This window comes from Streptomyces sp. H27-H1, assembly GCF_026627445.1.
Taxonomy (GTDB): Bacteria; Actinomycetota; Actinomycetes; order Streptomycetales; family Streptomycetaceae; genus Streptomyces.
Genome location: NZ_JAPNLJ010000010.1, coordinates 93,851 through 117,054 on the forward strand (window position 1 = coordinate 93,851; position 23,204 = coordinate 117,054).

Sequence of the window (23,204 nt, forward strand, 5' to 3'; positions counted from 1 at the left end):
GAACCTACCTCCCCGCAGAACCGTGTCAGGCGCCGGCCGGAGGCTGCTCGGGCCGGGTGACCTGGGTGATCCAGGGGGTCGCGTGCTCGCCGAGGGTGACTCGCTGGGCGTCCCAGACGCCGTAGCGCGGGTTGACCTGGATGCCGAGCTTGGACGCGGCCTTCGACGCGGGCTCGGCGAGCTTGCCCTCGCCGTACTTGGCGTTCAGTTTTTCGAAGAGCACCTGATCACGGACCCAGCGGTCGATCTGGTCGGGGGCGACGGCCGCCTTCTGCAGGATCGCCTCCTCGAAGGCCGCAGCCCCGCGGTTGCCCTCGTCGTACGCCTTGCGGGCGTCCTGGAGCTCCTTGGGGGTGACGGTGATCCCGGCGTCCTCGGCCATCCGGTCGAGGATCCGGCTCTGCAGCATCGTGCTGAGTTTGACCCGGTCGAGCTGGGGGACGGCCGCGATGAGTTCGGCCGCGTGTTCGGAACGGTTCTGCGCGGTGCGGACGTCCTTCACCTGGGCCTGGAGCGCGGAGGTGGTGATCCGTTCGCCGCCGATCACTGCCGCGGTGCCGGGGCGGGCTTCGCCCGAGCACGCGGACAGGAGAGGGGCCGCCAGGAGCAGGGCGGCGGAGACGGAGAGCGCTGTGCGACGGTGCAAAGGAGCCTCCAGGGCCGGGAGATTGTGCTTCGGTGCACAAGGGCCGTGCGGTGATCGATGTTATGCAGTCGAAGTGATCGGAGCCACTGGTTCGACCAACGATTCCGGGGGTGTTGGGGTTCGCGTCCACCGATGGCCACCCTTCGGCCCATCGGCGCTGCCAGGGTCGGCCCACCATGTCGACACCACACCGCTCCCCGCGCCGCCCCGCTCTGCCCGGCCCGGCGCTCGCCGCCCTGGTCACGGTGGTGGCCGTGTGCGCCGGAGACGCCGTGGCGCGCGTCTTCCCCTACGGGCCGCGCCACCGCAGCATCAACGACCTCGGCAATCAGTTCGTGCCCTTCCACGCACACCTGTGGGACCTGCTGCACGGGCGCGCCCGGGGCGGACTCGTGCTGAACTGGCAGTCCGGGTACGGGAGCAGCTTCCTGCCCGACTTCGGGACCTATCTGACCAGCCCGTTCGCGCTCTTGGTGGGGCTGTTCCCGCGCCAGGACATCGACCTCGCGGTGTACGTGGTCACCGTGCTCAAGACGGCGGCCGCCGGGGCGGCGATGGCCTGGCTGCTGCGCACCCAGCGGCCCGGGCCCGCATGGGCGGCGGGGCTGCTCGGGGCCTCGTACGCGCTGTGCGGCTGGTCGGTGATCGAGGCCTCCTACAACCCGATGTGGCTCGACGGGCTGATCGCCTTCCCGCTCCTGTGTCTGACGGGTGAGTGGGCGCTGCGCTCGCGCCGGCCGGCGGCGGCCGCGGTGGTGGTGGCGCTCTGCTGGACGGCGAACTTCTACACCGCCTACATGGCGACGCTGGGCGCGGTCCTGGTACTGCTGGTCCGGTTGTTCCTCGCCCGGGAGGGCGCGGCGCAGCGGGTACGGGTCCTCGCGCGGGCGGCCCTGACCACCGTGCTGGGCGTCGCCCTGTCGATGCCGGTGCTCCTGCCGCTCTTCCTCAGCTCGAAGCAGGCCTACCCGGGGTGGTTCAAGCCGTTCGAGCCGGTGGCGACCCAGGACCTGCTGGCCCGGCTGCTGCCCGCCACGTACTCCTTCTCCTCCCCCGCCCTGTTCATCGGCACCGGGACCCTGCTGCTGGCGGCGGCCCTGCCCTTCCACCGGGCCGTGCCGGGGCGGGAGCGGCTGCTGTGGACCGGGCTCGTCCTGCTGGTGGCGCTGTCCTTGCAGTGGATGCCGACGCACCTGGCCTGGCACCTCTTCGCGACTCCCAACGGCAGCCCGTACCGGCAGACCTTCGTGCTGGCCGGGATCGTGGTGATGGCCGCCTGGGCGGGGCTGTCGGCGGGGCCGCCGGGGGCGCGGGCGCTGGCGGGCGGGGCGGCGGCCCTGGCGGTCGTCCTGCTCGCGGCGAGCCGGAGCCCGCTGGCGACTCCGTGGGCCCTCGGCCTCTTCGGCGGCGGCCTGGCCCTGGCGGGCGCCGCCTGGTGGGCGCTGCGCCACCGGCGCCTGGTCCTGCCGGCGGTGGGCGTGCTGGCGCTGGTCCTGCTGGCCCAGGCTGCGGCGACCACCGCCCACGGGCATCGGGGCAAGCTGGCGGGGCTGGACGACTACCCCGTCTGGGGCGCGGCCCACGCGGCGCGCGCCCGTGCCCTGGCGGGCGCCGAGGGCTGGCCCGCGTACCGCACGGACGCCGGGCGGCCGGCGCTGACCGGCAACGACCCGATGCTGCTGGGCGGGGAGGGCGGCGCGTACTACAGCAGCCACACCCCGGACCTGTTCACGCGGACCATGGCGGCCCTCGGGGCGGGCTGGACCTCGCGCGGCCGCAATGTGCAGAGCCTCGACAACCCGGTGACGGACGCCGTCTTCTCGGTCGGCGCCCGCCTGCGCCCCGACGGCACGGTCGCCCGCACCGAGGTCCCCCCGCTGGTCACGGTCCGTGCGGCGGGCCCGAAGCCGGTCTACGGGGCTTCGCCCTTCGCCAACCAGGAACTCCTGCTGGGGGCCAAGGTCTACGAGGACCCGGTCTCCCCCGGCGTCTGCCGCGCGGGTACGGAGGCCTTCCTGTGGGCCCCGGAGTACAACGCGACGGCCCGCCGTGCGGACGGCCCGTCCTTCCGCCTGAACGCCAACCCCCCGCGCAACAGGGCGGCCCTGCAGCCCCTGGGCGTCTCGCACGGCCAGCCCTCGCAGCTGGTCTTCGACGCCGCCGCCCCGGCGCACTGGGAACTCTCCTGCCTGGACCGCCCCCGCCTGACGGCGGCGGTCGCACAGCTCCGCGCCACGGCGGCGGTGTCGTTCCGGGTCGACTCCTCGGGGATCCGCGCCACCCTCCCGCCGGGCAGCCGGGGCACGGCGGTCCTCTCGGCCCCGGCGATCGCAGGCTGGACCTGCAACGGGCGCCCGGCCGCCACCCGTCTGGGCCTGGTGTCGATCCCCTTGGATGGCCGCACCACGACACTCACGTGCACGTTCCGCCCGCCGGGGCTGGCGGCGGGGCTGGCGGTGGCGGGGGTGGCTCTGCTGGGCCTCCTGGTCTTCTGGCGGACGAGGTGCCCGGGACCCGGCGGTCGCCGATCTCCGTTGCGGTCCTGAGACCCGTACGGGGCGGAGCGGCAAGGTGTGCGGACTCGTTGACTATTCCCCGGGAGCGCGGCAATTGCCGTCACTGCTGCCGTCAGACACCGAAGAGGCCCCACCGGAAGCACATCCGGTGGGGCCTCTGCATTCATCAAGGTTCGGGCGAGTGGATTACGAATGGAGTCCGGGAATCACGGCGAGACCTCGTTGGCAAGACTCGCCGACTGCTCCCACTCCCCCTTCTCCTTCAACAAAGGCCCGACCAGTGACCGCGCACCAGCCGCGTAGGTCATCCACCGCAGTTCCTCGCAGCCGTAGACCGCCTCCTCCTTCGAATCGATCCACATACACACGATATTTCCGGCTACCAGCGTCACGTCCCACCAGGACCAAGTCCGCTGACTCGGATCGAATGAGTACAGGAGGTCCTGAACCGTCCACTCCTCATCCCCCCGATGCGCCGCATACCTCGGAGCCGCCTCAGCCCAAGCCTCGGCAGCCCAAGCGGGCACGTCGGCCTCCGAGAGCGTCTCGGCCTCGAAGTCAGCCTCCAAGCCGGCCTTGACGCCGGCCCCGACCAACTCCCGCAGCCGCCGTCCGAAGGCCTCCGCCTCGTCCCACGCCTCCACCTCGATGTAGAACGCCGACAACAGCCCGTCCGGGGATGTGTCGGGGCGGTTGGCGATCCTGGCAAATTCAGGTGATGACGTCATCGGACCACTCTCCCAGAACCAGGGACCACAGCCTTCTCGAAGGCAGAGAAGTTCTTCCCGCGGAACATGTCCGCCGGAATGCCGTAGAGGTCCTTCGCAACCTTCGGATCATCGATCTGCGGTCTGCCCACGGAGTCGATGTTCCACTCTCGCCGACTCATGCTCTTCGGCCTACGCTGGCGCATGGCCGCAGCGCGGACCTCGTCGACGAACGACTGAGGAACGTCGAAGGCGACGATCTGGCTCGACGCGCCGCGGAAAGTTTCGGTGTGCGCGATGTTGCCGCTCATGTTGACGTGGATCATCGAGTCACCGCTCATCGTGACGTTTCCGTCGGTATCTATGTGCACCCGCTCACTGAACCCCCCGGCGCGCTGGGCCCGGTAGACCGTGACGTTGCAGTTGTGGACCAGTACCGACGTGGACGTGGTACCGGCGACGACGTAGTACGTGTGCAGGCCCTCGACGCTCAGGTCGTAGGTGACGCGGTCCGCCGTGTAGGACTTGACCTCGACGATGGCTGTGAGCTCGCCGTCGCCGTTCTGGAGCTGCTGGCCGGCCTTCAGGTCTCCGGCCTGGGTCCAGGCGTTCCGGGTGGACTCGTAGAACTGGTGGTGCTTGGTGGTCTGGATCGTCTTCGGACCGTCCTTCGTGGCTACGACGACATCGACGTAGTCACGGTCGGTCTTGGTGACGATCACCTCCTTGACCCGGTGCTTCTCCTTCTTCTTCTTGCCGGGCTCAGCCGTGAGGACGTAGTCACCGGCCTTGACGTCCGCGATCGGCTTCGCCGAGCCGTTGGCCAGTACCACGAGCGTCGTGCCGGTGAAGCTGTGAGGAGTACCCACCCTGCAGCTGGTCGGAGCGTCCGCTCCCTGACCCGCCTTCGACTTCGGGCCGCGTACGCTTCCCGCCGCGCCGAAAATGCCGCCCATCGCCGCGCCGATCACCGTGGCCTTCGCCACGCCGCCGACGCTGCAGCCCTCCCTGCTGTTGATGCAGGACGTGCCGTATTCGACCGCGCCGGTCGCCGCGCCTTCCGTCGCGCCGCTGGCCGCACCGGAGAGGATCCGGCCGGCCGTGCCCGAGAGCAGACGCCCGGCCGCACCGGCGGCGAAGCCGCCTGCGACACCGCCGACGGCTCCGGTCAGAGCACCGACACCGACCGCCATGGCGAAGCCGCCCAGCGTCTTGGGGCCGTCGCTCATCATGTAGCCGACGCCGTTGGCCACCGCGCCCGCGAGGGCCGCGCAGCCGATCGCACCGACGCCCGCCGTGATGGCGGTGCAGCCCGCGAAGACCGCGATACCGACGGCCACCGATGCGATGGTCGAGGCGTGTTGCTTGACGAAGTTGGCTGTGGCCTTGGCCGCCTTCTTGACGGCTCTGCCGACTTTCTTGGCTGCCTTGACCACCTTCTTCGCCACGTGCTTGACGGCCTTGGCGACCTTACGGACCTGCTTCTTTACGTGCTTGACGACCTTGTGGGCGACCTTCTTTACGGCCCTGTAGGTCCGTTTGACGTATCTCTTGACCTTCCGGACGCTGTCGTTGACGTAGCGCACGGTCTTCTTGACCGCCCGGTACGTCCGATACACGGTCTTCTTGACGGCCTGCTTGACCTGCCGCGCGGCCTGCTTGACCACCACGGCGGCCTTGTGGACGGTCGCGACCGTCGCGTGCCAGGCAGTCGAGACGGTGTGCGTGACCTTCTGCGTGACCTTCTTGGCGATCTTCTTGAACCAGTCACCCCAGTGACCCGTCGGGTCGGTGACGGTCATCGGGTTGGCGTTGGCGTACGCGTAGCCATTCGCCGTCACCGAAGCAGGGAGCGGGTTCTGGGCGACCGTGTCACGGCTGTTGAACTGGCCCGTCTGCGGCGAGTACCACCGCGCGGCCATGTTGACCTTGGCCGTCTCCGGGTCCGTCCAGCCCGACTGGTAGCCCAGCTGGCCGGCCATGCCCTGGGTCGAGACGACCTTGCCGAACGGCGAGTACGTCGTCGAACCGGTCAGTGCCTCGCCCGTGGCGGTGAACTGCCCCACCACATCGGTGTGGAGGTCCGTCAGTGCCAGCACCGACGCGACGCCCGTCTTGACTCCGACCAGCGACCCGTCCGTGTCACGGCTATAGGTCGCCATGCCGTCCGATGCGACGTCGTTGCCGGCGCCGCTGTACTGGAACGAGAACAGCGGACCCGAGGTCGGAGTGCTCGCGCTCAGCACCCGGTCGAGGCCGTCGTACGCGTACGTACGGTCGCCCTCGTTGATCACGCGGTTGAAGGCGTCGGCCTTGATCGAGGTCGTCCTGCCGCCCTCGTCCGTGACCGAGCTCATCGTGCCGCGCGTGGTGTACGCATACGAACTGTGCCCGTCCGAGGTGAGACGGTTGCGGGCGTCGTAGGTGTACGTGTCACCACCGACGCGCGTGCGGTTGCCCGCCCCGTCGTAGCCGTAGGCCTCCGTCGTGGTCCCGTTGTTCCACGACGACAGACGGTTCGCCCAGTCGTACGTGTACGTGTTCGCGGACGAACCCGCGAGACCCGACGTCGTCTTCGACGTCTCGTTGCCGTTCTCGTCCCAGCCGTAGGTGAGGGACGACATCTGCGCGCCCGAAGGCGAGGTCAGCTTGTCGTTCGTGACCCGCTGCAGGGCGTCGTACGTGTACGAGCGCTTCGCCTTGCCGGTGCCGTAGTCGATCGACGTGACGTCACTGTTGACGTTGTAGCCGTAGGTCAGCGTGCTACCGGTGACGGCGTCGTCGACCGTCTTCAGACGGCCGGCCGTGTCGTAGCCGAAGCTCGACGTGCCGGATGCGTCCGTCCTCGAGGTCATCGCCCCGTCGCCGTTCCAGGCGAAGGAGGAGGCACCCGAAGGCCCTGCCGCGGACAACAGCAGACCGCGGTCGTCATACGAGAAGGTGTTCTTGTCCGTACCCGTTCCCGCGACGGCCGTGACCCGGTCGTCGGCGTCGTAGTCGTACGTGCGGGAGATCGTGGCGACTTCCGCGCCCGTACCGGCCTGCGTGATCAGCCGGCCCTTGACGTCGTACTCATTGGTGGCGACCACACCACCCGGGGAGCGCTGCTCCTTGGGTCGTCCCGCACCGTCGTACACCGTGGTGAAGGTGCGGTCCGCCGCGTTCGGGTGGGTCGGAGTGGAGGGCTCGATGACCGATTCCGGCATCCCCCACGTGTTGTAGGTCGTCAGGAAGGGGTTACCCCGGCCGTCGGTGAAGCGCGTCCGATTGCCCGCCGCGTCGTAGCCGAAGGTCGTGGTGATCGACTCCGTCGCGGAGACCGGCTGGACCGCCTTGGTGATCAGGCCGGTCGCATCGTTCGTGAAGGTGGTGGTGTGTCCCCGGGCGTCGGTGAGAGTCACCGGGTTGCCCGCCCGGTCGTACGAGGAGCTGCTGCTGCGCAGCACCGTTCCGTTCGTGTCCAGGTCGCTCGTGGTGGTGGCCTGACCGAAGCCGTCGTACGTGTTCTTGGTGCTGGTGCCGTCCGGGTCCGTCGCGGTGAGGACCTGGCCGTCCATGTTGTAGGTGAAGGTGGACTTGCTGCCCGCAGAGTCGGTCGCCTCGGTGACCTCGCCCACGTTGTTGTACTTGTAGGACTGCGTGATACCGGTCGGGCTCACGGTCCGGGACAGGTTGCCGCCCGGGGCGTCGTACTCGTTGATCGCCGTGAACGCGCGCTGCGTCGGCTGGCGCACGATGTCCGTGCTGGTGAGCGGGCGTTCCAGGTAGTCCCAGGTGGTCTCTTCGCGGGCGCCGTTCGGCCGGGTGGCCGACAGCTGGTCGCCGTTGGTGTCGTAGACGTACTTCGTCGTACCGCCGCCGGGGTCCGTGACCGAGGCCAGGTCGCCGAGCTGGGTGTACGTGTAGGTCCTGCGGGCGCCCAGCGGGTCGACCTCCGCCGTGACCTGGCCGAGCTTGTTGTACTCGTTCCAGCTCGTGGCGGTGATCGGGGTCGAGGCTCCCGGCGCCGTGTAGTTCGGCGAGGCCGTCGAGGACTCCTGGCCCTCGGCGTCGTACGCGGTGACCGCGACGTTGCCGAGCGGGTCCGAGGACTCGGTCGGCTCGCCGAAGGTGTTGTAGCCGGTCATCGACACGGGGCGGACGGAGACCGGGGTCCCGCCGTTCTGCTCCGCGTTGACGGTCGGCTCGGTGACCGTGGTCTGCTGGCCCGCCTCGTCGTAGCCGTAGTCGGTGGTGCTGCCGTTGGCATCCGTCATCGCCAGCGGCAGACCGCGCTGGTCCAGCCTCCAGGAGTTGGTGCGCACGGAACTGCCCGCTGCCGGGAGTGTGCCGCCCTTGACCGCGGTGACCTGCGCCGCGGTCAGTGCCTCGCCGTAGACCTGGACGTCGCTGAGGGCGCCCTTGTGGTACTCGCCGTAGGAGCCGGCCACCTTGCGGCGTCCGATCTGCAGCGGCCCCGTGGCCTCCCAGGGTTCGGTGAACGCGGTCTCCTGGGCGAGCGTCCCGTTGACGTAGAGACGGATCTTGCCCGCCTCCGCGTCGTACATGCCGAAGAGGTGGGTCCAGGCTCCTGCCGTCACCGCGGCGGTGCCGGAGACGGCCCGGGTCAGGGTCAGTCCGGCCTCGTCCTTGTTCGGCCTGTTGAACGTCCAGCCGAACGCGGTGGAGTAGTAGAGCTGGAAGCCGTTGCCGTACACGGCGTCCTGGGACAGGAAGGTGTGGTTCGCGGTGGTGTCGTCCAGGCGTACCCACGCCCCGACGGAGAAGCCGCCGTTGGTGTTCACGACGGGGCCGGACGTCTTGCCGTAGCTGCTCGACGTGCCGCCGAAGACCGCGGAGCCACCGTGCTCGGTGGAACGGGTCACTCCACTGGTCAGAGTGACCTTGTTGGTGCCGCCGGAGGAGTCCTCGGCGGTCGTGCCTGCGCTCTCGTCGAGCTTCCACCTGCCGACCGGCGCCGTCGTCCCGTCGTGGACGGTCTTGCCCGTGACGTTGCCGAGCTGGTCGTAGCGGGTGTCCGACGTGGAGACGTCACCCGTCGCCGGGTCCGTCTCCGTCTCGGTCACGACGTTGTCGTCCGGGTCGTAGGAGACCTTCGTCGTCCGGGCGAGCCCGGACGGGTCGAGTACCGACTTCGTCGTGCGGTCGGCCGCGTCCACCGTGAAGGCGGTCGTGGTCCGGCCGTCGTTGGTCACCTGCTGGAGCAGGTTCCCGGCGGCGTCGTAGGTGTTGGCCTGCTGGGTGAAGGACTTGCCGGTCTGCGGGTCCTTGCGGACCACGCCGGCAGACAGGCCGTCGTCGGTGTAGGTGTACGCCGTCACCCAGCCCATCGAGTCGGTGATCGACGCGAGGCGGCCGGCGGGGTCGTAGGCCCGCGACTCCTGGACCAGGGTGGCCGGCGCCGACGGGTTGTTCGGGTCGCCGGTGTGGTTCAGGAGGCTGGTGGTGAGCGGGCGGTTCTCGCCGTCGAAGGTGTAGGTGTTGACGTTCCCCGCGGGGTCCGTCTCCTTGACCTTGTTGCCGTAGCCGTCGTACTCGAACGACGTGGTGTCGCCGCCCGGGTCGGTGCGGCCCGCGAGACGGTTGTACGGGTCGTACGTCATGGTCGTCGTACGCGCGGCGTCGCCGCCGGTCACGTCCGAGACCGTCTGGGAAAGGATGTTGCCGTCCGCGTCGAACCCGGTGGTCGTCCTGGCCTGGTGCGCCGCGCCGGTGACCCGGTTGGTGACCGTGGGGCCGGTCTCGGTGACGACCTGGTCGTTCTTGTCGTACGTCTGGGACGTGACGAGACCGGCCGGGTTGGCGTCGGATATCTCGGTCCGGGTCAGTTGCCGGCCGAGGTTGTCGTACGTGACCTTCGCCTTGGCGCCGTTGGCGTCGGTGATCTCCGCGAGGTCACCGTTGGCGAAGTAGCTGTACGTGGTCTTCTTGCCGCCGGCCGTCGTCACCTGGTTGACCAGGCCGGCCGGTGTCACGGCGGTGCCGCCCTCGGCCGCCGGGGTGGTGGCCGTGGTGTAGGTGGTGCTGGCGGTGCGGCCGTTCGGGAAGCCGGGCACCGGCGGCGTGGTCACCGCGGTGAGCTTGCCGCCCGTGTCATAGGCGTAGCTGGTCAGGTACGTGTTGTCCGTCGGGCCCGAGGAACGGCCGTCGCGCTCGGTGAGGAGCAGGTCGTTGCGCAGGTCCATCGGCGGGAACGCCGTGGTGGCGTCCGGGTAGTAGCTGTAGTACGCCGTGGAGCACTTGTTGGCGGCCGTGTCCTGGCAGACGGACTGGGAGACCGTGTTGCCGCGGATGTCGTGGCCGGTGACGCTGCGGTTGCCGTTGGCGTCGGTCACGGTGTGCAGGAAGCCCGCCGTGTCGTAGCCGTAGGTCGTCCGCTTGCCGTCGGTGCCGACCGTCGCGAGCATGCGGTTGCCCAGCTCCGCGTCGTACACGTACGTCAGCGTCTTGTTGGTGGGGTCGGTGAGCGTGACCGTCCGCACGGGTGCGACACCGGAGGACGCCTTGTACGCGGACCAGTGCTGCCCGACCTCGGCGTCGCTCAGGCCCTTGGAGTGGACGGCGACCTCGGCGATGGAGCCGGTGAAGAAGCTGACGTCACCCGGTGAGCTGTACCACTTGCTGAAGCCGGCGCCGACGAAGGTCCGGGTCGTCGCCTGGTCGTTGGCCGCGCCGGTGCAGCTACCCTGCTTGGTGCCGTCGAGGTAGAGCGTCTGCGTGGTGCCGGCGGCCGAGAGGACCGCGTGGTGCCAGGCGTTGTCGGTGACGGCCGCCGTGGAGGAGACGTTCGCGTTGCCGTTGCAGGTGCTGCTCCACCAGTGGCCGTGCAGCTTGTTGTCCGCGCCGACGTAGAGCAGATCGCTCCAGTCGCCGCTCACGCCCGCCGGGTCGTTCGGTGCCTTGGACTGGTCGCTCATGATGACGCCGGGCTTGGCGGTCTTGAACCACAGCTCGACCGAGCGGTCCGCCTTCGTGTGCAGCGGCCCGTAGGGCACTTCCACGAAGGAACTGGTCCCGTTGAACTGCGCCGCACTCACGTCACCGGTACCGAACGGACCCGCCACGCCCTGCGTGACGGTGTTGTACGTGCCGAAGCCGGTGTGCAGCTCATTGGCCGCCTGCGCCGCGCCCTGCGTGTCGTCCAGGCGCCAGTAGCCGGACGGGGCGGAGCCCATCACGGCCGAGCGGTAGACCTGCGAGGAGCCGGTGACGGTGGCCGGGTTGAGCTTCCAGGTGCCGCCGTTGCCGTCGGTGGCCTGCAGGACCAGGTCGTCGGTGGTGCCGTAGGTGAGCGACGCCTGGGTCTTGCCGCCCGGCGTGGTGATCTTCTGCAGCAGACCGGCGGACCGCTTGGCGGCCTGGTACTGCGCCCCGATGACCTCGGGGGTGAGCGGCTCGGTGTAGATCGCGGCCTCGGCCAGCTGGCCGGAGAAGTGGCCGAGCTGGTCGCTCGCGTTCATCGCGGGCCAGCCGCGGTTGTTCACGCCCGCGCCCAGTGCGATGTACGGGGTGTTCCAGTCCTTGATCTGGCCGGTCTTGGTGCCCTGCGCGGCGCCGTCCAGGTAAAGGGTCTGGGTGGTGCCCGCGCCGGTGAGGGTCGCCTGGTGCCACTGGCCGTCGGTGACGGTGGCGGCGGAGGTGATCGTCGTGCCGCAGCTGCCGGTCGCCAGGCAGCCGCGCAGCTTGCCGTCGGTGCCCACGTACAGCGCCGGGGTGTTGTAGGAGGTGTTGACGACCGGGTCGGCGATGCTCAGCGGCTTGTCACCGTAGTAGAAGAGGACGCCGCCGGCCTGGGTGGTCTTGAACCACAGCGAGATCGTCGTGTACGAGGGCGTGGCGCCCGGGGCGCTCGGCATCTCGACGTACGACGTGGTGCCGTTGAAGGTGGCCGTCTTCTGGGTGGAGCCGGCCAGCAGACCGCTGCTGCCCAGGGTCACGTTGCGGTAGAGGGCGTTGTACTTGCCCTGGTTGGTGTCGACCGTGTCCTTGGTGACGGTCGCGCCGGCGGCCTCGCCGAGCCGCCAGTACGCGTACGGGTCGGCGTCCAGCACCGTCGTGCGGTAGTGGTTGCCGGTGGTGTACGTGTACTGCGTGCACTTGGACCAGTCCTCGGGCGCGCACACCGTGGCGAGCTGGTCGCCGGTGTAGGTGTACTGCCACGTCTGGGCGCTGTTCGGGTCGATCAGCACCGACGGGTCGGTGTACACGGTCGCCACGTGGGGGACGGTGGCGCCGGCCGGAGTGGCCCACGTCAGCCCGAGCGAGCGGCCGGCCGTGGTGTTGGTGATCTTCGTCAGCTGCTTGGACGCGTTGTACGTGAACGTCTCGGCCCGGCCCGCGAAGTCCACGATGCCGGATATCGCGTAGACGCCGGTCTTCGTGGTCGACTGCGTGAAGGAGTAGGCCGTGAAGTCCTTGTCGGTCAGCTTGTAGCCGCCGCTGACCGTTTCCAGGCGGGCGTAGCGGCCCAGCGGGGGCACGAAGCTGCCGTCGGTGTTGCGGCCGAAGGCGACCTGCTCACCGCCCGGGTAGGTGATCGCGACGCTGGTGACCGTACCGGCGCCGTCCTTGGTCTCGGCCGCCTTCATGTCGACGACCGTGGACCAGCCGGCACCGAAGGCGCTGTCGATCCGCGGGTCGATGCTGTTGTACGAGCGGTCGATCTGGAGCGACGGGCCGACGACGGGTACGTCCGCGTCGGTGTCGTCGGTGGTGTAGTTGCCGTCCGACGGGTCGAACTCGTGGCCGTCGTTGTTCTGGGCCAGGCGCGAGGTGACGGGCGGCTGCGGCACCGTGGTGGAGAAGCGGCTCGCCGAGTACAGCACCGAGTCGTATCCGTCGGTGACGCTCACGTACCAGTTGTAGTTCTTGCTCCAGCTGAGCTTGCTGGCAGGGACCTTCCAGGCGCGGTCGGCGATGAGGCCGGACGTGGCGACGGGGGTCGTGCTCGTGCTGTCGGCGTCGTACACCTCGAAGGAGTACGTCAGCGCCCCGGGCCAGTTGTCGGCGTCGCTCGCGTTGACGAGCAGCTCCGGCTGGAGGGTGTTGGCCTGGAAGTTCTCCGGCGGGTACTGGGCGTCGACCTGCGGCTTGGTGTTGGGCGAGTAGGTCAGCTCCAGGGCGGGACGCCAGGCGGAGGTCGCCGAGTTGTCCGAGTGGAACTTCTTCCAGTGCAGCGCGTCGCCGGTCGGCGCGGTCAGGGCGAGACCGAAGTTGGAGCCGCCGAGGGCCACCTGGTCGAACCAGGCGGTCTGGAGTGTCACCGGCATCTTCACGCCGACGTTGGTGGCGCCGGAGCTGTTGCTGCAGGACGCGCCCGGCGCGGGCGTGGTCGACCCGATGGCCGTGCCGAAGCTCGGACCCGGGTAGCTGGTGACGCCCGAGGGGGTCCACGCCTGCGTGATGTGGTTGACGGAGAACGACTCCGGGGTGCAGGTCGAGGACCAGAGCGCGTACACGTTCAGGGTGGCGGCGGTGACCCGCTGCCCCGCGAGCGTGCTGCCCAGCGAGGAGAACTGCAGGAAGGAGTTCGCCTTGTTGGTGCCGGAGTCGTACGAGCCGACCTTGATCTGGTTCTCGGTGGAGTGGTCACCGGAGATCGTGCTCTGGCTGTACGTGGAGTTGCTGGAGGTGACGGTCGGGTCGACGGTCACCGGGTAGACCCGCTCGGGGGCGTCCAGCCAGGCACGGTCCGCGGTCATCCGCAGCGCCGGCTTCCCGTCCACGCTGATCAGCTCGTAGGTGACGGCGCGGGACTGCGCGGCGTCACCGGAGCGCGGGTCGATCTTGGAGTCTTCCATGAACGCGTGCGGGATGGTGGCGGTCACCTTGCCGGCGGCGTCGGTGAACTCCACGTCGCCGTCGGCCGCGATCCGCGGCGTCAGCCCCTTGCCGTCCAGGAGGAAGGTCCAGGAGTTCGCCGCCTTCGCGGAGCGCAGGACGAGGTTCTCCTTGAAGCCCTCGGCGAGCGGCACGAGCTGCACGTCGGTGTCGGGCAGTACTCCGGCGTAGGTCGCGGTGCCGTTGTCGGCCACGGTGGGCGCGGCCTTCGCGGCGCCGCTCAACGCGTACGCGAGGGAGCGGCCGGAGCCGAAGTCGATGGAGGCCAGCCGCTGGTCGGCGGCGTTCGGAGCGAACTCGACGTCGAGCGAGTTGGAGCGCTCCTGGAGCCGGCCGTCCGTGTCCGCGACCAGACCGGTGTCGATCTGCTTCCAGGTTCCGTCGCCGGCCTTGAAGTTGGTGCGGCCGGCGAAGTGACGGACGGTGGTGGAGCCGTCGGCGTTGACGTAGAGGTCCGACGTCGCCGTGGACTTCTTGGCGTCCCGCTTGCTGGTCCGGGCGTCGAAGCTCTGCGCCGTTCCCTTGGCCCGGCCGGTCGTGGCCGTGCCGGGCTCGTCGGTGAACCGCTTGTACGAATCGAGTTCGCCCTTGCCCTTGCCGGGCGCGCGGCCGGCGCCGCCCTCGGCACTGGTGTCGTCGGCGGAGGCCTTGTGGCCCTTGCCGCGGGCGGTGCCGCCCTGCTGGTCGGGGGTGTCCAGCGGGGACTTGCCGGCCCAGTCCATCAGGCCGGAGAGGGAGAATCGGGGCATGCTCAGCGCCGGCAACGTGGCGCCATTGGCTGCCGCCGTCTCGGTGGTGAGCATGCAGGAGAAGGAAATCAGGACGGATAGAGCGGTAGCCCTCGCTCTTCGCCTACCGGTACGACCCGGTGGGAAGAGGCGAGAGCTCCGGACCCTACGAACACGCATGGGCGAGCCTTTACTTACGCGAAGTTTATGAAATCCTCGCGAGACTGCCCGACCAGCGAACGTACGTTTGAGCCGGGGTAGGTCCTTTTACTAGGCCTTTACCCGCCACTCGAGACCGGCGCTTGACCGCTATGCGCCGGACGACGCCTTGACGGCTCGCCTGACGGCCTCCGCCACGGCCTCCTTGAGTCCGTCACCGGACTTCACCACGGTGATGTTCCCGGCCGCCTCCGGGCCGTCCACCACGACGAAGCGCGCCTTCGGATGCTCCGTCGCCCCTGCCCGCGTGGCCTCCACCTGGGGAGCGCCGACGGCAAGCACCACGTCGCACTTGCGCTGCATCAGGCTGTTGAAGAACGGCCGGGCGTTCTCGGTGGACGGCTCTCCCACGACCGGAACGTAGGTGACGCGCGCACGCGTCTCCTGCGAGGCCGCCTGCATCCCCTCCCACACCGGAGCGGCGGGCGCACCGGTCACGATGCCCTTTTCGTCCGTCAGCAGGCAGGCGTCGAACTCCTTGTACTGGCGCGCCCTCGGGTCGGGCGGGCCGCCCGGCTCGCCTCCGGCGAACACCCACACGCCCACCAGGGCGAGCACCGACACGACCGCGCCGCCCAGCGTCCACCCCGAACGACCGCGCAGCGCGCCGCTCACCCGTGCCAGCACCCGGCCGAGGAGCGTACCGCTCCTGGCTTCGGGGCGATCTGCCCCGTTCCTCCACGTACGTCGCGTCTTCATCGGGGCTCCGCCGCCAGTCTCTTGGCGAACACGCAGTGCAGGGCGGCGCCCGCCGTGGAGAGGAACAGCAGCAGGGCGTCGGCGCCGAACTGCCAGCCGTGGGTCTCCTCCGGCGTGAGCGCTATCTGGAACCACCAGGCGACGGTGGTGCAGCCGAAGAGGAGGGCTGCCCACCAGTCGGCGCGCGCACCCCGGCGCCGTGCGATGACCAGCGAGGGCACCGCACCCAGGACTCCGAGGCTCAGCACCGGTACGGCCGCCAGGAGGGCCCTGGGAAGAAGCCCGGGAAGGGTCCTCTCGCGCGGCGGGGCCACACTCTCGACGGCGACGGTGTCCTTCACGATCGACTACCTCTCGGGAACGCATTGACACATACGGATGCGGACAGGACGCCGTACGGTACACCGCTGACCGGAAGCACCCGTTCCCGGGTCCGTGATCGCGAAAGCCCGCTCCGTCAGCGCACCCGACCCAGCCATTGGAGGGTCCGCCGAACCTCCGCCGAGAAGGGGTGGGCCGGGCCGTGCAGGCGTTCCGCGTCGAAGAGGAGGCGGGCCAGGGTGTCGTGGGCGGCCGCGCGGTCGCCGAGGGAGAGCAGCAGGTGCGCTATGCGGCGGCGGACCTCCAGGGGCAGGCCGGGGTCCGGGTTCGCGTAGTGGTTCTCGAAGAGCGGCAGCAGCGCGCGGTACTCGGCGAGGGCGGCCCCCGGTTCGCCGAGCTGTTCCAGGCACTGGGCCGCGTCGTAGCGAAAGCGCAGGGCGCTCGGGTCGCCGGCCGGGAACTCCTCCGCGAGGCGATGTAGTTCGGGCAGGGCGCGGCGGTACTGGCCGTCGTCCATCAGCGTGGCCGCGTACTGCTTGCGCAGGGAGCGGACCACCGGCGAGTGCACGCCGTGCTGCTCGGCCGCCGCCGGGAGGATGCCGCCGAGGATGTCCACGGCCTGGGTGAGCATGCCCTGGTCCAGGAGCTTCTTGGCCTCCTCAACGGCCGCCGGGACGTCCGGCCTCGGCGGCGCGGGCGGGGTGGCGGGCCGGGGAGGGATCACGGTGACCCGGTCGGGCCAGGGGGCCTGCGGGCGCAGGAAGGGCCGGGTCGGGTCGAGCGGGCCAATCCCCCGGACTCCGTCCGGGGGGACCCCCAGAGCGCCCGAGCCCCGGTGGGGCAGCAGAGGCGCGAGGGCCGCGTACACCGCCTGCGCGGAGGCGGGCCGCTCCTGCGGGTCCTTCGCCAGCAGTTGCAGGAGTACGGCTTCCAGCTGCTGCGGGACCTCCGGGCGCAACTGGCGCACCGGGACCGGGGCTTCGTACAGGTGGCGGTGGAGCACCCCGAGCGCCGTGGATCCGGCGAAGGGGACGTTGCCGGACAGGAGCTCGTAGAGCACCACGCCGAGCGCGTACAGGTCGGTGTGCGGACCGACGGCCCCGCCCATGGCCTGCTCGGGCGCCATGTACGCGGGACTGCCGATCGGCGAACCGGTGCTGGTGAGGCGGGTGGTGTCGGTGTCCATCACCGAGGCGACGCCGAGGTCCAGGACCAGCACGGTCCCGTCGGGGCGGACCATCACATTGCGCGGCTTCAGGTCCCGGTGCACGATCGGCACGGCGTGCACGGCCGACAGCACCGAGCACAACTGCGCGATCACCGAGACCGCCCAGGGCCACGGGTAGGGATCGTGCTCGGCGAGGTGGTCGGCGAGGTCGGCGCCCTCGACGTACTGCATGACGAGGTACAGCTCGTCGCCGTCGTTGCCCGCGTCGTGCACGGTGACCAGCCCGGGGTGGTCCACCTGCGCGGTGACCCGGCATTCGCGCACGAAGCGGCGGCGCAGCTCCTCGGCGACGGAGCCGGGGCCGGCCACCTTGTCGGGGCGCAGCAGCTTGACCGCGACGCGGCGGTCCAGCCGCCGGTCGTACGCCGTCCAGACCTGGCCCATGCCGCCCTGGCCCAGGATGGTGGCGAGCTGGTAGCGGTCCCCGATGAGCCGGTCCGTCACGGGCGGGGGCCCTCGTTGTGGGGCGGCTGCTGCTTGCGCAGGAGCTCGCTGAGCTCGTCGAGTTCGGCGCGGACCTGCCCGATGCGCGGGGGCGGCGTCGGGGCGGGCGCGGGCTCGGGGGCCTGCCGCGGAGTGGGCGCGGGCGTCTGGTGCGGGACGGGCGGGTACCCGTAGGAGGGCGGCCGCTGGGTCGGTGTGTACGGGGAGGCGGCCGGCGGGTACCACCCGAGGGCGGGCGCCGCCTGGCGCGCCTGGTGGTACCGGATGTCGGTGACGAGGTAGTACACGGTGATCGACAGGCCGGTCAGGACCGTGCCGATCGCGCCGGTGTTGGCCTGCCAGCCGGTGTTGTCGGGGGTCGGGTCGGAGCCGGACAGCACCGTCCAGACCACCGCGAGCACGCCGGACGCCGCCAGCAGCCACCAGTCCCGGCGCTGACGGGTGACCAGCGCGAGCCGCAGCATCGTCCCCCAGGCGAGGAGACCGCAGCTCAGGATGGGCAGCAGCGCGAACAGCACGCGGAGCGCCACCACGCCCCCGGTGCTGGGCTGGTGACCGTGGGGCGGCGGAGTGCCGGGGCCGTGCATCGCTGCTCCTGACGGGCCGTGCGAAGGAAGGACGGGGAGGAGGGAAGGGCTGGAAGGGCGGGGAAGTGCGCGGGAAGTTCCGGGTCTGAGCGTATACAGCGTTTCCGGCCGGGAGTGAGGGGATGTGCTCAACCGTTGTACGGTCGCGGCCCGGCCGGGCCGCCGCCCCCGCCCGCGCGCTCAGTGCGGCCTGACCGTACCGTCCGACAGCCCGTCGTGCAGACCCTGTACGAGCTGCTCCCCGAGCCGGGCGGCCGGCCTCAGGCCAGGCCAGGCCAGGCCATCGTGACGATCGAGGCCAAGGACGGCTTCTTCACGACCGTCGACCGCCAGGACCGGAAGGAGGCCCGACGCCGCTCGGCGCAGGCACGGCGCGCGGACGCAGGACCATGAGCGGGCCCTCCAGGGCCGCCACCATGGCGAAGGGGAACCGGTCGAGCTCGAGACAGAGTTCGACGTCATCGGGATGAACTCCCTGACGCACACCCTCCGCCAGCTCGGTGGCGGCGCGCGACGCGGCGGCGCGACGGAGGAACTCGGCGGCATCCGTGCCGGTCCCGGCGGCTCGCCGGGCGATGTACTGAGCGCACGCCAGATCCTCGTCGGCCCGCCCGTCCTCGCCGGTGACGACGAAGGTGACACCGTCGCCGCCGCGCGTCTCCAGGAGCCGAGCCGTCGCCTCCGCCACCACGAAGCTCGCGCACAGCACGAGCGGCGCGTCCTTGACCGCCAGGGCGCCGACCGTCCCCGCCGTGGTCTTCTGCACGACGGTCCGTCCGCCGAGGTCGACGGAGCGCAGCAGGCCCGGCGAGTTGACGGCGTCGAACCCGGGCGCGGGCGGACCGTCCTTGAGCGCCACCCAATCCGGGTGGCGGGCCTTGAGCGCCAGGGCCTCGTCCAGCGACCCGGCGAGAACGATCTTCTCCGCCCCTCGGGCGAAGGCCCAGGCGGCCACGGTGAAAGCGCGCATGACGTCAACGAGCACCGCCACGGACGGGGTTTCGGCCAGCTCGGCGCTACCAAGGAAACGGGAGTCCATTCCGGTCATGATCACGCCCCCCGACCCGGGGCACCGGGAGGGTGACGCGCCTCACGCGACTACGGCGTCCCGGCCTCCTTCAGCCGCCGCACCGGCGCGGCATCGCGCTCTTGTCGGCCGCCGTCACGGACAGCGAACCGGAGACCGGCAGGCTTTACGGGACGTTCCAACACTCCGGCGAGCGAATCGACCCAAAGCCGCGTAGCGTCGCAAAAGGGATTACGGAAGGAGCCCGAGCATGGGGATCTTTGACAGGTTCAAGGGTCAGGCCAAGGACAAGGCCAAGGACATCTCCGACAACGTCGAAGCCGAGGCCAACGAGAAGACCGGCAACAAGTACGCCGACCGGATCGACAAGGCCCAGCAGCAGATGGAAGGCAGGCTCGGCATCGACGACGACCCGACGAAGTAGCCCCAGCGGGAACGCGAACGGCCGCGGCCGGGGACCGGGAAGGCCCCCACCGCGGCCGTCGCCACGTCCGGGTACGAGTGCCGGGCTACCCGCCTACGAGCCGAGGATCGTGGCGAGGAACTCCCCGGTCCAACCCAGCAGTTCCCGCCCGACCAGCGGCTTCCCGCCCACCCGGGCCGTCTTCGGCCGCGGCACCAGCACCTGCGAAGCGGCCGACTTGATCAGCGAACCCGGGTAGAGCCGCTTCAGCCGCAGTTCCTGCGATTCGCGCAACTCCACCGGCCCGAAGCGGATGTTGGGGCCCTGGAGGGTGATGTCGCCGACCCCACAGGCGCGCGCGAGCATCCGCAGTCCGGCCACCAGCAGCAGGTTCTCCACCGGCTCCGGCAGCTTGCCGTAGCGGTCGGTGAGCTCCTCGCGGACCGCCTTGACGTCCTCCTCGGAGTTGGCCGACGCGATGGACCTGTACGCCTGGAGGCGGAGCCGCTCGCCCGGCACGTAGTCGTGCGGGACGTGCGCGTCGACCGGCAGCTCGATCTTGACCTCCAGCGGCGGCTCCTCCTCCACCCCGCCGTCCACAGCGGCCCGGTAGTCGGCCACGGCCTCGCCGACCATCCGGATGTAGAGGTCGAAGCCCACACCCGCGATGTGGCCGGACTGCTCGCCGCCGAGCAGGTTGCCGGCGCCGCGGATCTCCAGGTCCTTCATCGCCACGTACATGCCGGCGCCCATCTCGGTGTGCTGGGCGATCGTCGCGAGCCGCTCGTGCGCGGTCTCGGTCAGCGGCTTCTCCGGCGGGTAGAGGAAGTACGCGTACCCCCGCTCGCGGCCACGGCCCACCCGGCCGCGCAGCTGGTGGAGCTGGGAGAGGCCGAAGTTGTCGCCGCGCTCGACGATGAGGGTGTTGGCGTTGGAGATGTCGATGCCGGATTCGACGATCGTCGTCGAGACGAGGACGTCGAACTTCTTCTCCCAGAAGTCCACCACGACCTGTTCCAGGGCCTGTTCCGACATCTGCCCGTGCGCCGTCGCGATGCGCGCCTCGGGCACGATCTCGCGGAGTTTGGCGGCGGCCCGGTCGATGGACTCGACGCGGTTGTGGATGTAGAAGCACTGGCCCTCGCGGAGCAGCTCTCGGCGGATCGCGGCGCCGATCTGCTTCTCCTCGTAGGGGCCGACGAAGGTGAGGACCGGGTGGCGCTCCTCGGGCGGGGTGGTGATCGTGGACATCTCGCGAATGCCGGTCACCGCCATCTCCAGGGTGCGCGGGATGGGGGTGGCGGACATCGTCAGTACGTCGACGTTGGCGCGCAGCTTCTTCAGCTGCTCCTTGTGCTCGACGCCGAACCGCTGCTCCTCGTCGACGATGACCAGGCCCAGGTCCTTGAACTTGGTCTCCTGCGAGAACAGCCGGTGCGTGCCGATGACGATGTCGACGGAGCCCTCGCGCAGGCCCTCCAGGGTCACCTTCGACTCGCTCTCGCTCTGGAACCGGGACAGCGCCTTCACCTTGACCGGGAACTGCGCGTACCGCTCGGAGAAGGTCCCGAAGTGCTGCTGCACCAGCAGCGTGGTCGGTACGAGGACGGCGACCTGCTTGCCGTCCTGGACCGCCTTGAAGGCCGCGCGGACCGCGATCTCGGTCTTTCCGTAGCCGACGTCCCCGCAGATCAGGCGGTCCATGGGGACCGACTTCTCCATGTCCTCCTTGACCTCGGCGATGGTGGTGAGCTGGTCGGGCGTCTCCACGTACGGGAAGGCGTCCTCCAGCTCGCGCTGCCAGGGGGTGTCGGGGCCGAAGGTGTGGCCGGGGGCGGCCATGCGGGCGCTGTAGAGCTTGATCAGGTCGGCGGCGATCTCCTTGACCGCCTTCTTCGCGCGCGCCTTGGTCTTGGTCCAGTCGGCGCCGCCGAGCCGGTGCAGGGTCGGGGACTCGCCGCCGACGTACTTGGTGACCTGCTCGAGCTGGTCGGTGGGGATGTAGAGGCGGTCGCCGGGCTGCCCGCGCTTGGCCGGCGCGTACTCGACGAGCAGGTACTCGCGGGTGGCGCCCTGCACGGTGCGCTGCACCATCTCGATGTAGCGGCCGACGCCGTGCTGCTCGTGGACGATGTAGTCGCCGACTCCCAGGGTGAGGGGGTCGATCGTCTTGCGGCGCCGGGTCGGCATCCGCCCGAGGTCCTTGGTGGCGGTGCGCTGGCCGGTCAGGTCGGTCTCGGTGAGGACGGCGAGCTTGAGCGCCGGGTCGACGAAGCCGTTGTCGAGGGAGCCGCACGAGACGTGCACCAGCGAGGGTTCCAGGGCCGTGACATCGGCCTCCAGGCGGGCCGCGACGCCCTCGCCGCCGAGCACCTCGACGGTACGGGCGGCCGGACCGTGGCCCTCGGTCAGGTAGACGGTGCGCCACCCGTCGGCGATCCAGGCCTTGGTGTCGGCGATCGCCCGGGCGGTGTCGCCCCGGTAGGCCTCGGGGGCGTGCATGCCCAGGGTGAGGGTGTCCCTGCCGACCGCGGCGTCCTCGTCGGCGGCGAACGGGGACACCGACCACCACATCATGCCGAGCTCGCGCGCGTGCTCCCGTACGTCGGCGATCCCGCGGAGCGAGGCCGCGCCCACGTCGATGGGGGCCTCGCCGCCGCCCGCGGTGGCGGCCCAGGAGGCCATCAGGAACTCCTGCGAGGTCGCCACCAGGTCCGAGGCCCGCGTCCGCACCCGCTCCGGGTCGCACACGACGGCCATGGCCCCGGCGGGCAGTACGTCGATCAGCAGCTCCATGTCGTCGACCAGGACCGGGGCCAGGGACTCCATGCCCTCGACGGCGATCCCCTCGGCGAGCTTGTGCAGCAGCTCGCCGAGTTCGGGGTGGAGCTCGGCGAGGGCCGCGGCGCGCTCCCGCACCTCGTCGGTGAGCAGCAGTTCCCGGCAGGGCGGGGCCCACAGCCCGTGCGCGGCGATCTCCAGGGAGCGCTGGTCGGCGACCTTGAAGTAGCGGATCTCCTCGACCTCGTCGCCCCAGAACTCCACGCGCAGCGGGTGTTCCTCGGTGGGCGGGAACACGTCGAGGATGCCGCCGCGCACCGCGAACTCGCCACGCTTCTCGACGAGCTCCACGCGGGCGTACGCGGCGGCGGCCAGTGCGTGCGTCACCGCGCCGAGGTCCACGCTCTCGCCCTGGCGCAGGCTCACCGGGACCAGGTCTCCGAGGCCCTTGACCTGCGGCTGGAGCACGGAGCGGATCGGCGCGACGACCACGGACACCGGGCCCGTCGCGGGGTCGTCCTTGCTCGGGTGCGCGAGCCGGCGGAGCACGGCGATACGGCGGCCGACGGTGTCGCTGCGCGGTGAGAGCCGCTCGTGCGGGAGCGTCTCCCAGGACGGGTACTCCGCGACCTCGTCGGGCGGCAGCAGCGAGCGCAGCGCGGCGGCCAGGTCCTCGGCCTCCCGGCCGGTGGCGGTGACCGCGAGCACGGTCCGGTCGGTACGGGCGGCCAGCGCGGCGATGGCGAAGGGCCGCGCGGCGGCCGGGCCGACGAGGTCCACGTGCATGCGGTTGCCGTCGCCGGCCGCGGTGACCGCCTCGGCGAGTGCGGGGTCCCGGGTGACGGCGTCGAGCAGTCCGTGCAAGCTCATGAAGGCGGCTTTCCGTCCGGTGAGGTGCGGTGGGTTCCCGCGAGGCGGCAACGCGAAGGACCCGACACGTCGAACGGGCCGGGGGCTCCCACCCTACGACGCCGGGGTGACACCCGCGCGAGGGATCGGCGCCGCCGCGGATGGCGGGGGCCCGCCGCCGGCGCGGGACCGGGCGCCCGGGTGGGGCG

11 protein-coding genes are annotated in these 23,204 nt (G+C 70.5%); 2 read left to right on the forward strand and 9 right to left on the reverse strand.

Going from position 1 to position 23,204, the window contains the following annotated elements:
* Positions 1–25 precede the first annotated feature (25 nt).
* Positions 26–646 carry a SurA N-terminal domain-containing protein gene (locus OTB20_RS13600; protein ID WP_267817453.1) on the reverse strand — a complete coding sequence of 207 codons (621 nt, stop codon included), beginning with the start codon at positions 644–646 and terminating at the stop codon, positions 26–28.
* A 176-nt stretch (positions 647–822) separates the two neighbouring features.
* Here OTB20_RS13600 and OTB20_RS13605 point away from each other — a divergent pair, with 176 nt between their 5' ends.
* Entirely contained in the window at positions 823–3,192 is a 2,370-nt protein-coding gene (locus OTB20_RS13605; protein WP_267817455.1) for a YfhO family protein, read from the forward strand.
* 176 nt (positions 3,193–3,368) lie between these two features.
* Here the strand turns inward: OTB20_RS13605 and OTB20_RS13610 are convergent, their stop codons facing one another.
* The 7 genes from OTB20_RS13610 to OTB20_RS13640 all read right to left on the reverse strand — a co-directional run bounded on the left by OTB20_RS13610 (position 3,369) and on the right by OTB20_RS13640 (position 18,974).
* Complete coding sequence (locus tag OTB20_RS13610; protein WP_267817456.1) at positions 3,369–3,890, reverse strand: hypothetical protein; 522 nt, start codon at positions 3,888–3,890, stop codon at positions 3,369–3,371.
* Positions 3,887–14,512 carry a LamG-like jellyroll fold domain-containing protein gene (locus tag OTB20_RS13615; RefSeq protein ID WP_267817457.1) on the reverse strand — a complete coding sequence of 3,542 codons (10,626 nt, stop codon included), beginning with the start codon at positions 14,510–14,512 and terminating at the stop codon, positions 3,887–3,889. Before OTB20_RS13615 ends, OTB20_RS13610 begins: the two co-directional genes overlap by 4 nt.
* A gap of 234 nt (positions 14,513–14,746) precedes the next feature.
* Positions 14,747–15,355: a BMP family ABC transporter substrate-binding protein gene (locus OTB20_RS13620; protein ID WP_267817458.1), complete on the reverse strand. Its 609-nt coding sequence runs from the start codon at positions 15,353–15,355 to the stop codon at positions 14,747–14,749.
* A complete protein-coding gene (locus OTB20_RS13625; RefSeq protein ID WP_267817460.1) occupies positions 15,352–15,696 on the reverse strand; it encodes a hypothetical protein in 345 nt (114 codons plus the stop codon). The genes OTB20_RS13620 and OTB20_RS13625 overlap by 4 nt, the downstream gene beginning before the upstream one ends.
* Before the next feature lie 116 nt (positions 15,697–15,812).
* Positions 15,813–17,348 carry a serine/threonine-protein kinase gene (locus OTB20_RS13630; RefSeq protein ID WP_267817462.1) on the reverse strand — a complete coding sequence of 512 codons (1,536 nt, stop codon included), beginning with the start codon at positions 17,346–17,348 and terminating at the stop codon, positions 15,813–15,815.
* Complete coding sequence (locus OTB20_RS13635) at positions 17,345–17,935, reverse strand: hypothetical protein (protein ID WP_267817464.1); 591 nt, start codon at positions 17,933–17,935, stop codon at positions 17,345–17,347. Before OTB20_RS13635 ends, OTB20_RS13630 begins: the two co-directional genes overlap by 4 nt.
* Positions 17,936–18,248: 313 nt before the next feature.
* Entirely contained in the window at positions 18,249–18,974 is a 726-nt protein-coding gene (locus OTB20_RS13640; RefSeq protein WP_267817466.1) for a 2-phosphosulfolactate phosphatase, read from the reverse strand.
* A 238-nt stretch (positions 18,975–19,212) separates the two neighbouring features.
* Here OTB20_RS13640 and OTB20_RS13645 point away from each other — a divergent pair, with 238 nt between their 5' ends.
* The gene (locus OTB20_RS13645) at positions 19,213–19,386 is read left to right on the forward strand and encodes an Rv0909 family putative TA system antitoxin (RefSeq protein WP_267817468.1); all 174 of its coding nucleotides are present in this window, start codon (positions 19,213–19,215) and stop codon (positions 19,384–19,386) included.
* 93 nt (positions 19,387–19,479) lie between these two features.
* Here OTB20_RS13645 and mfd read toward each other — a convergent pair whose 3' ends face one another.
* Entirely contained in the window at positions 19,480–23,016 is a 3,537-nt protein-coding gene (gene mfd / locus OTB20_RS13650; protein ID WP_267817471.1) for a transcription-repair coupling factor, read from the reverse strand.
* Positions 23,017–23,204 lie beyond the last annotated feature (188 nt).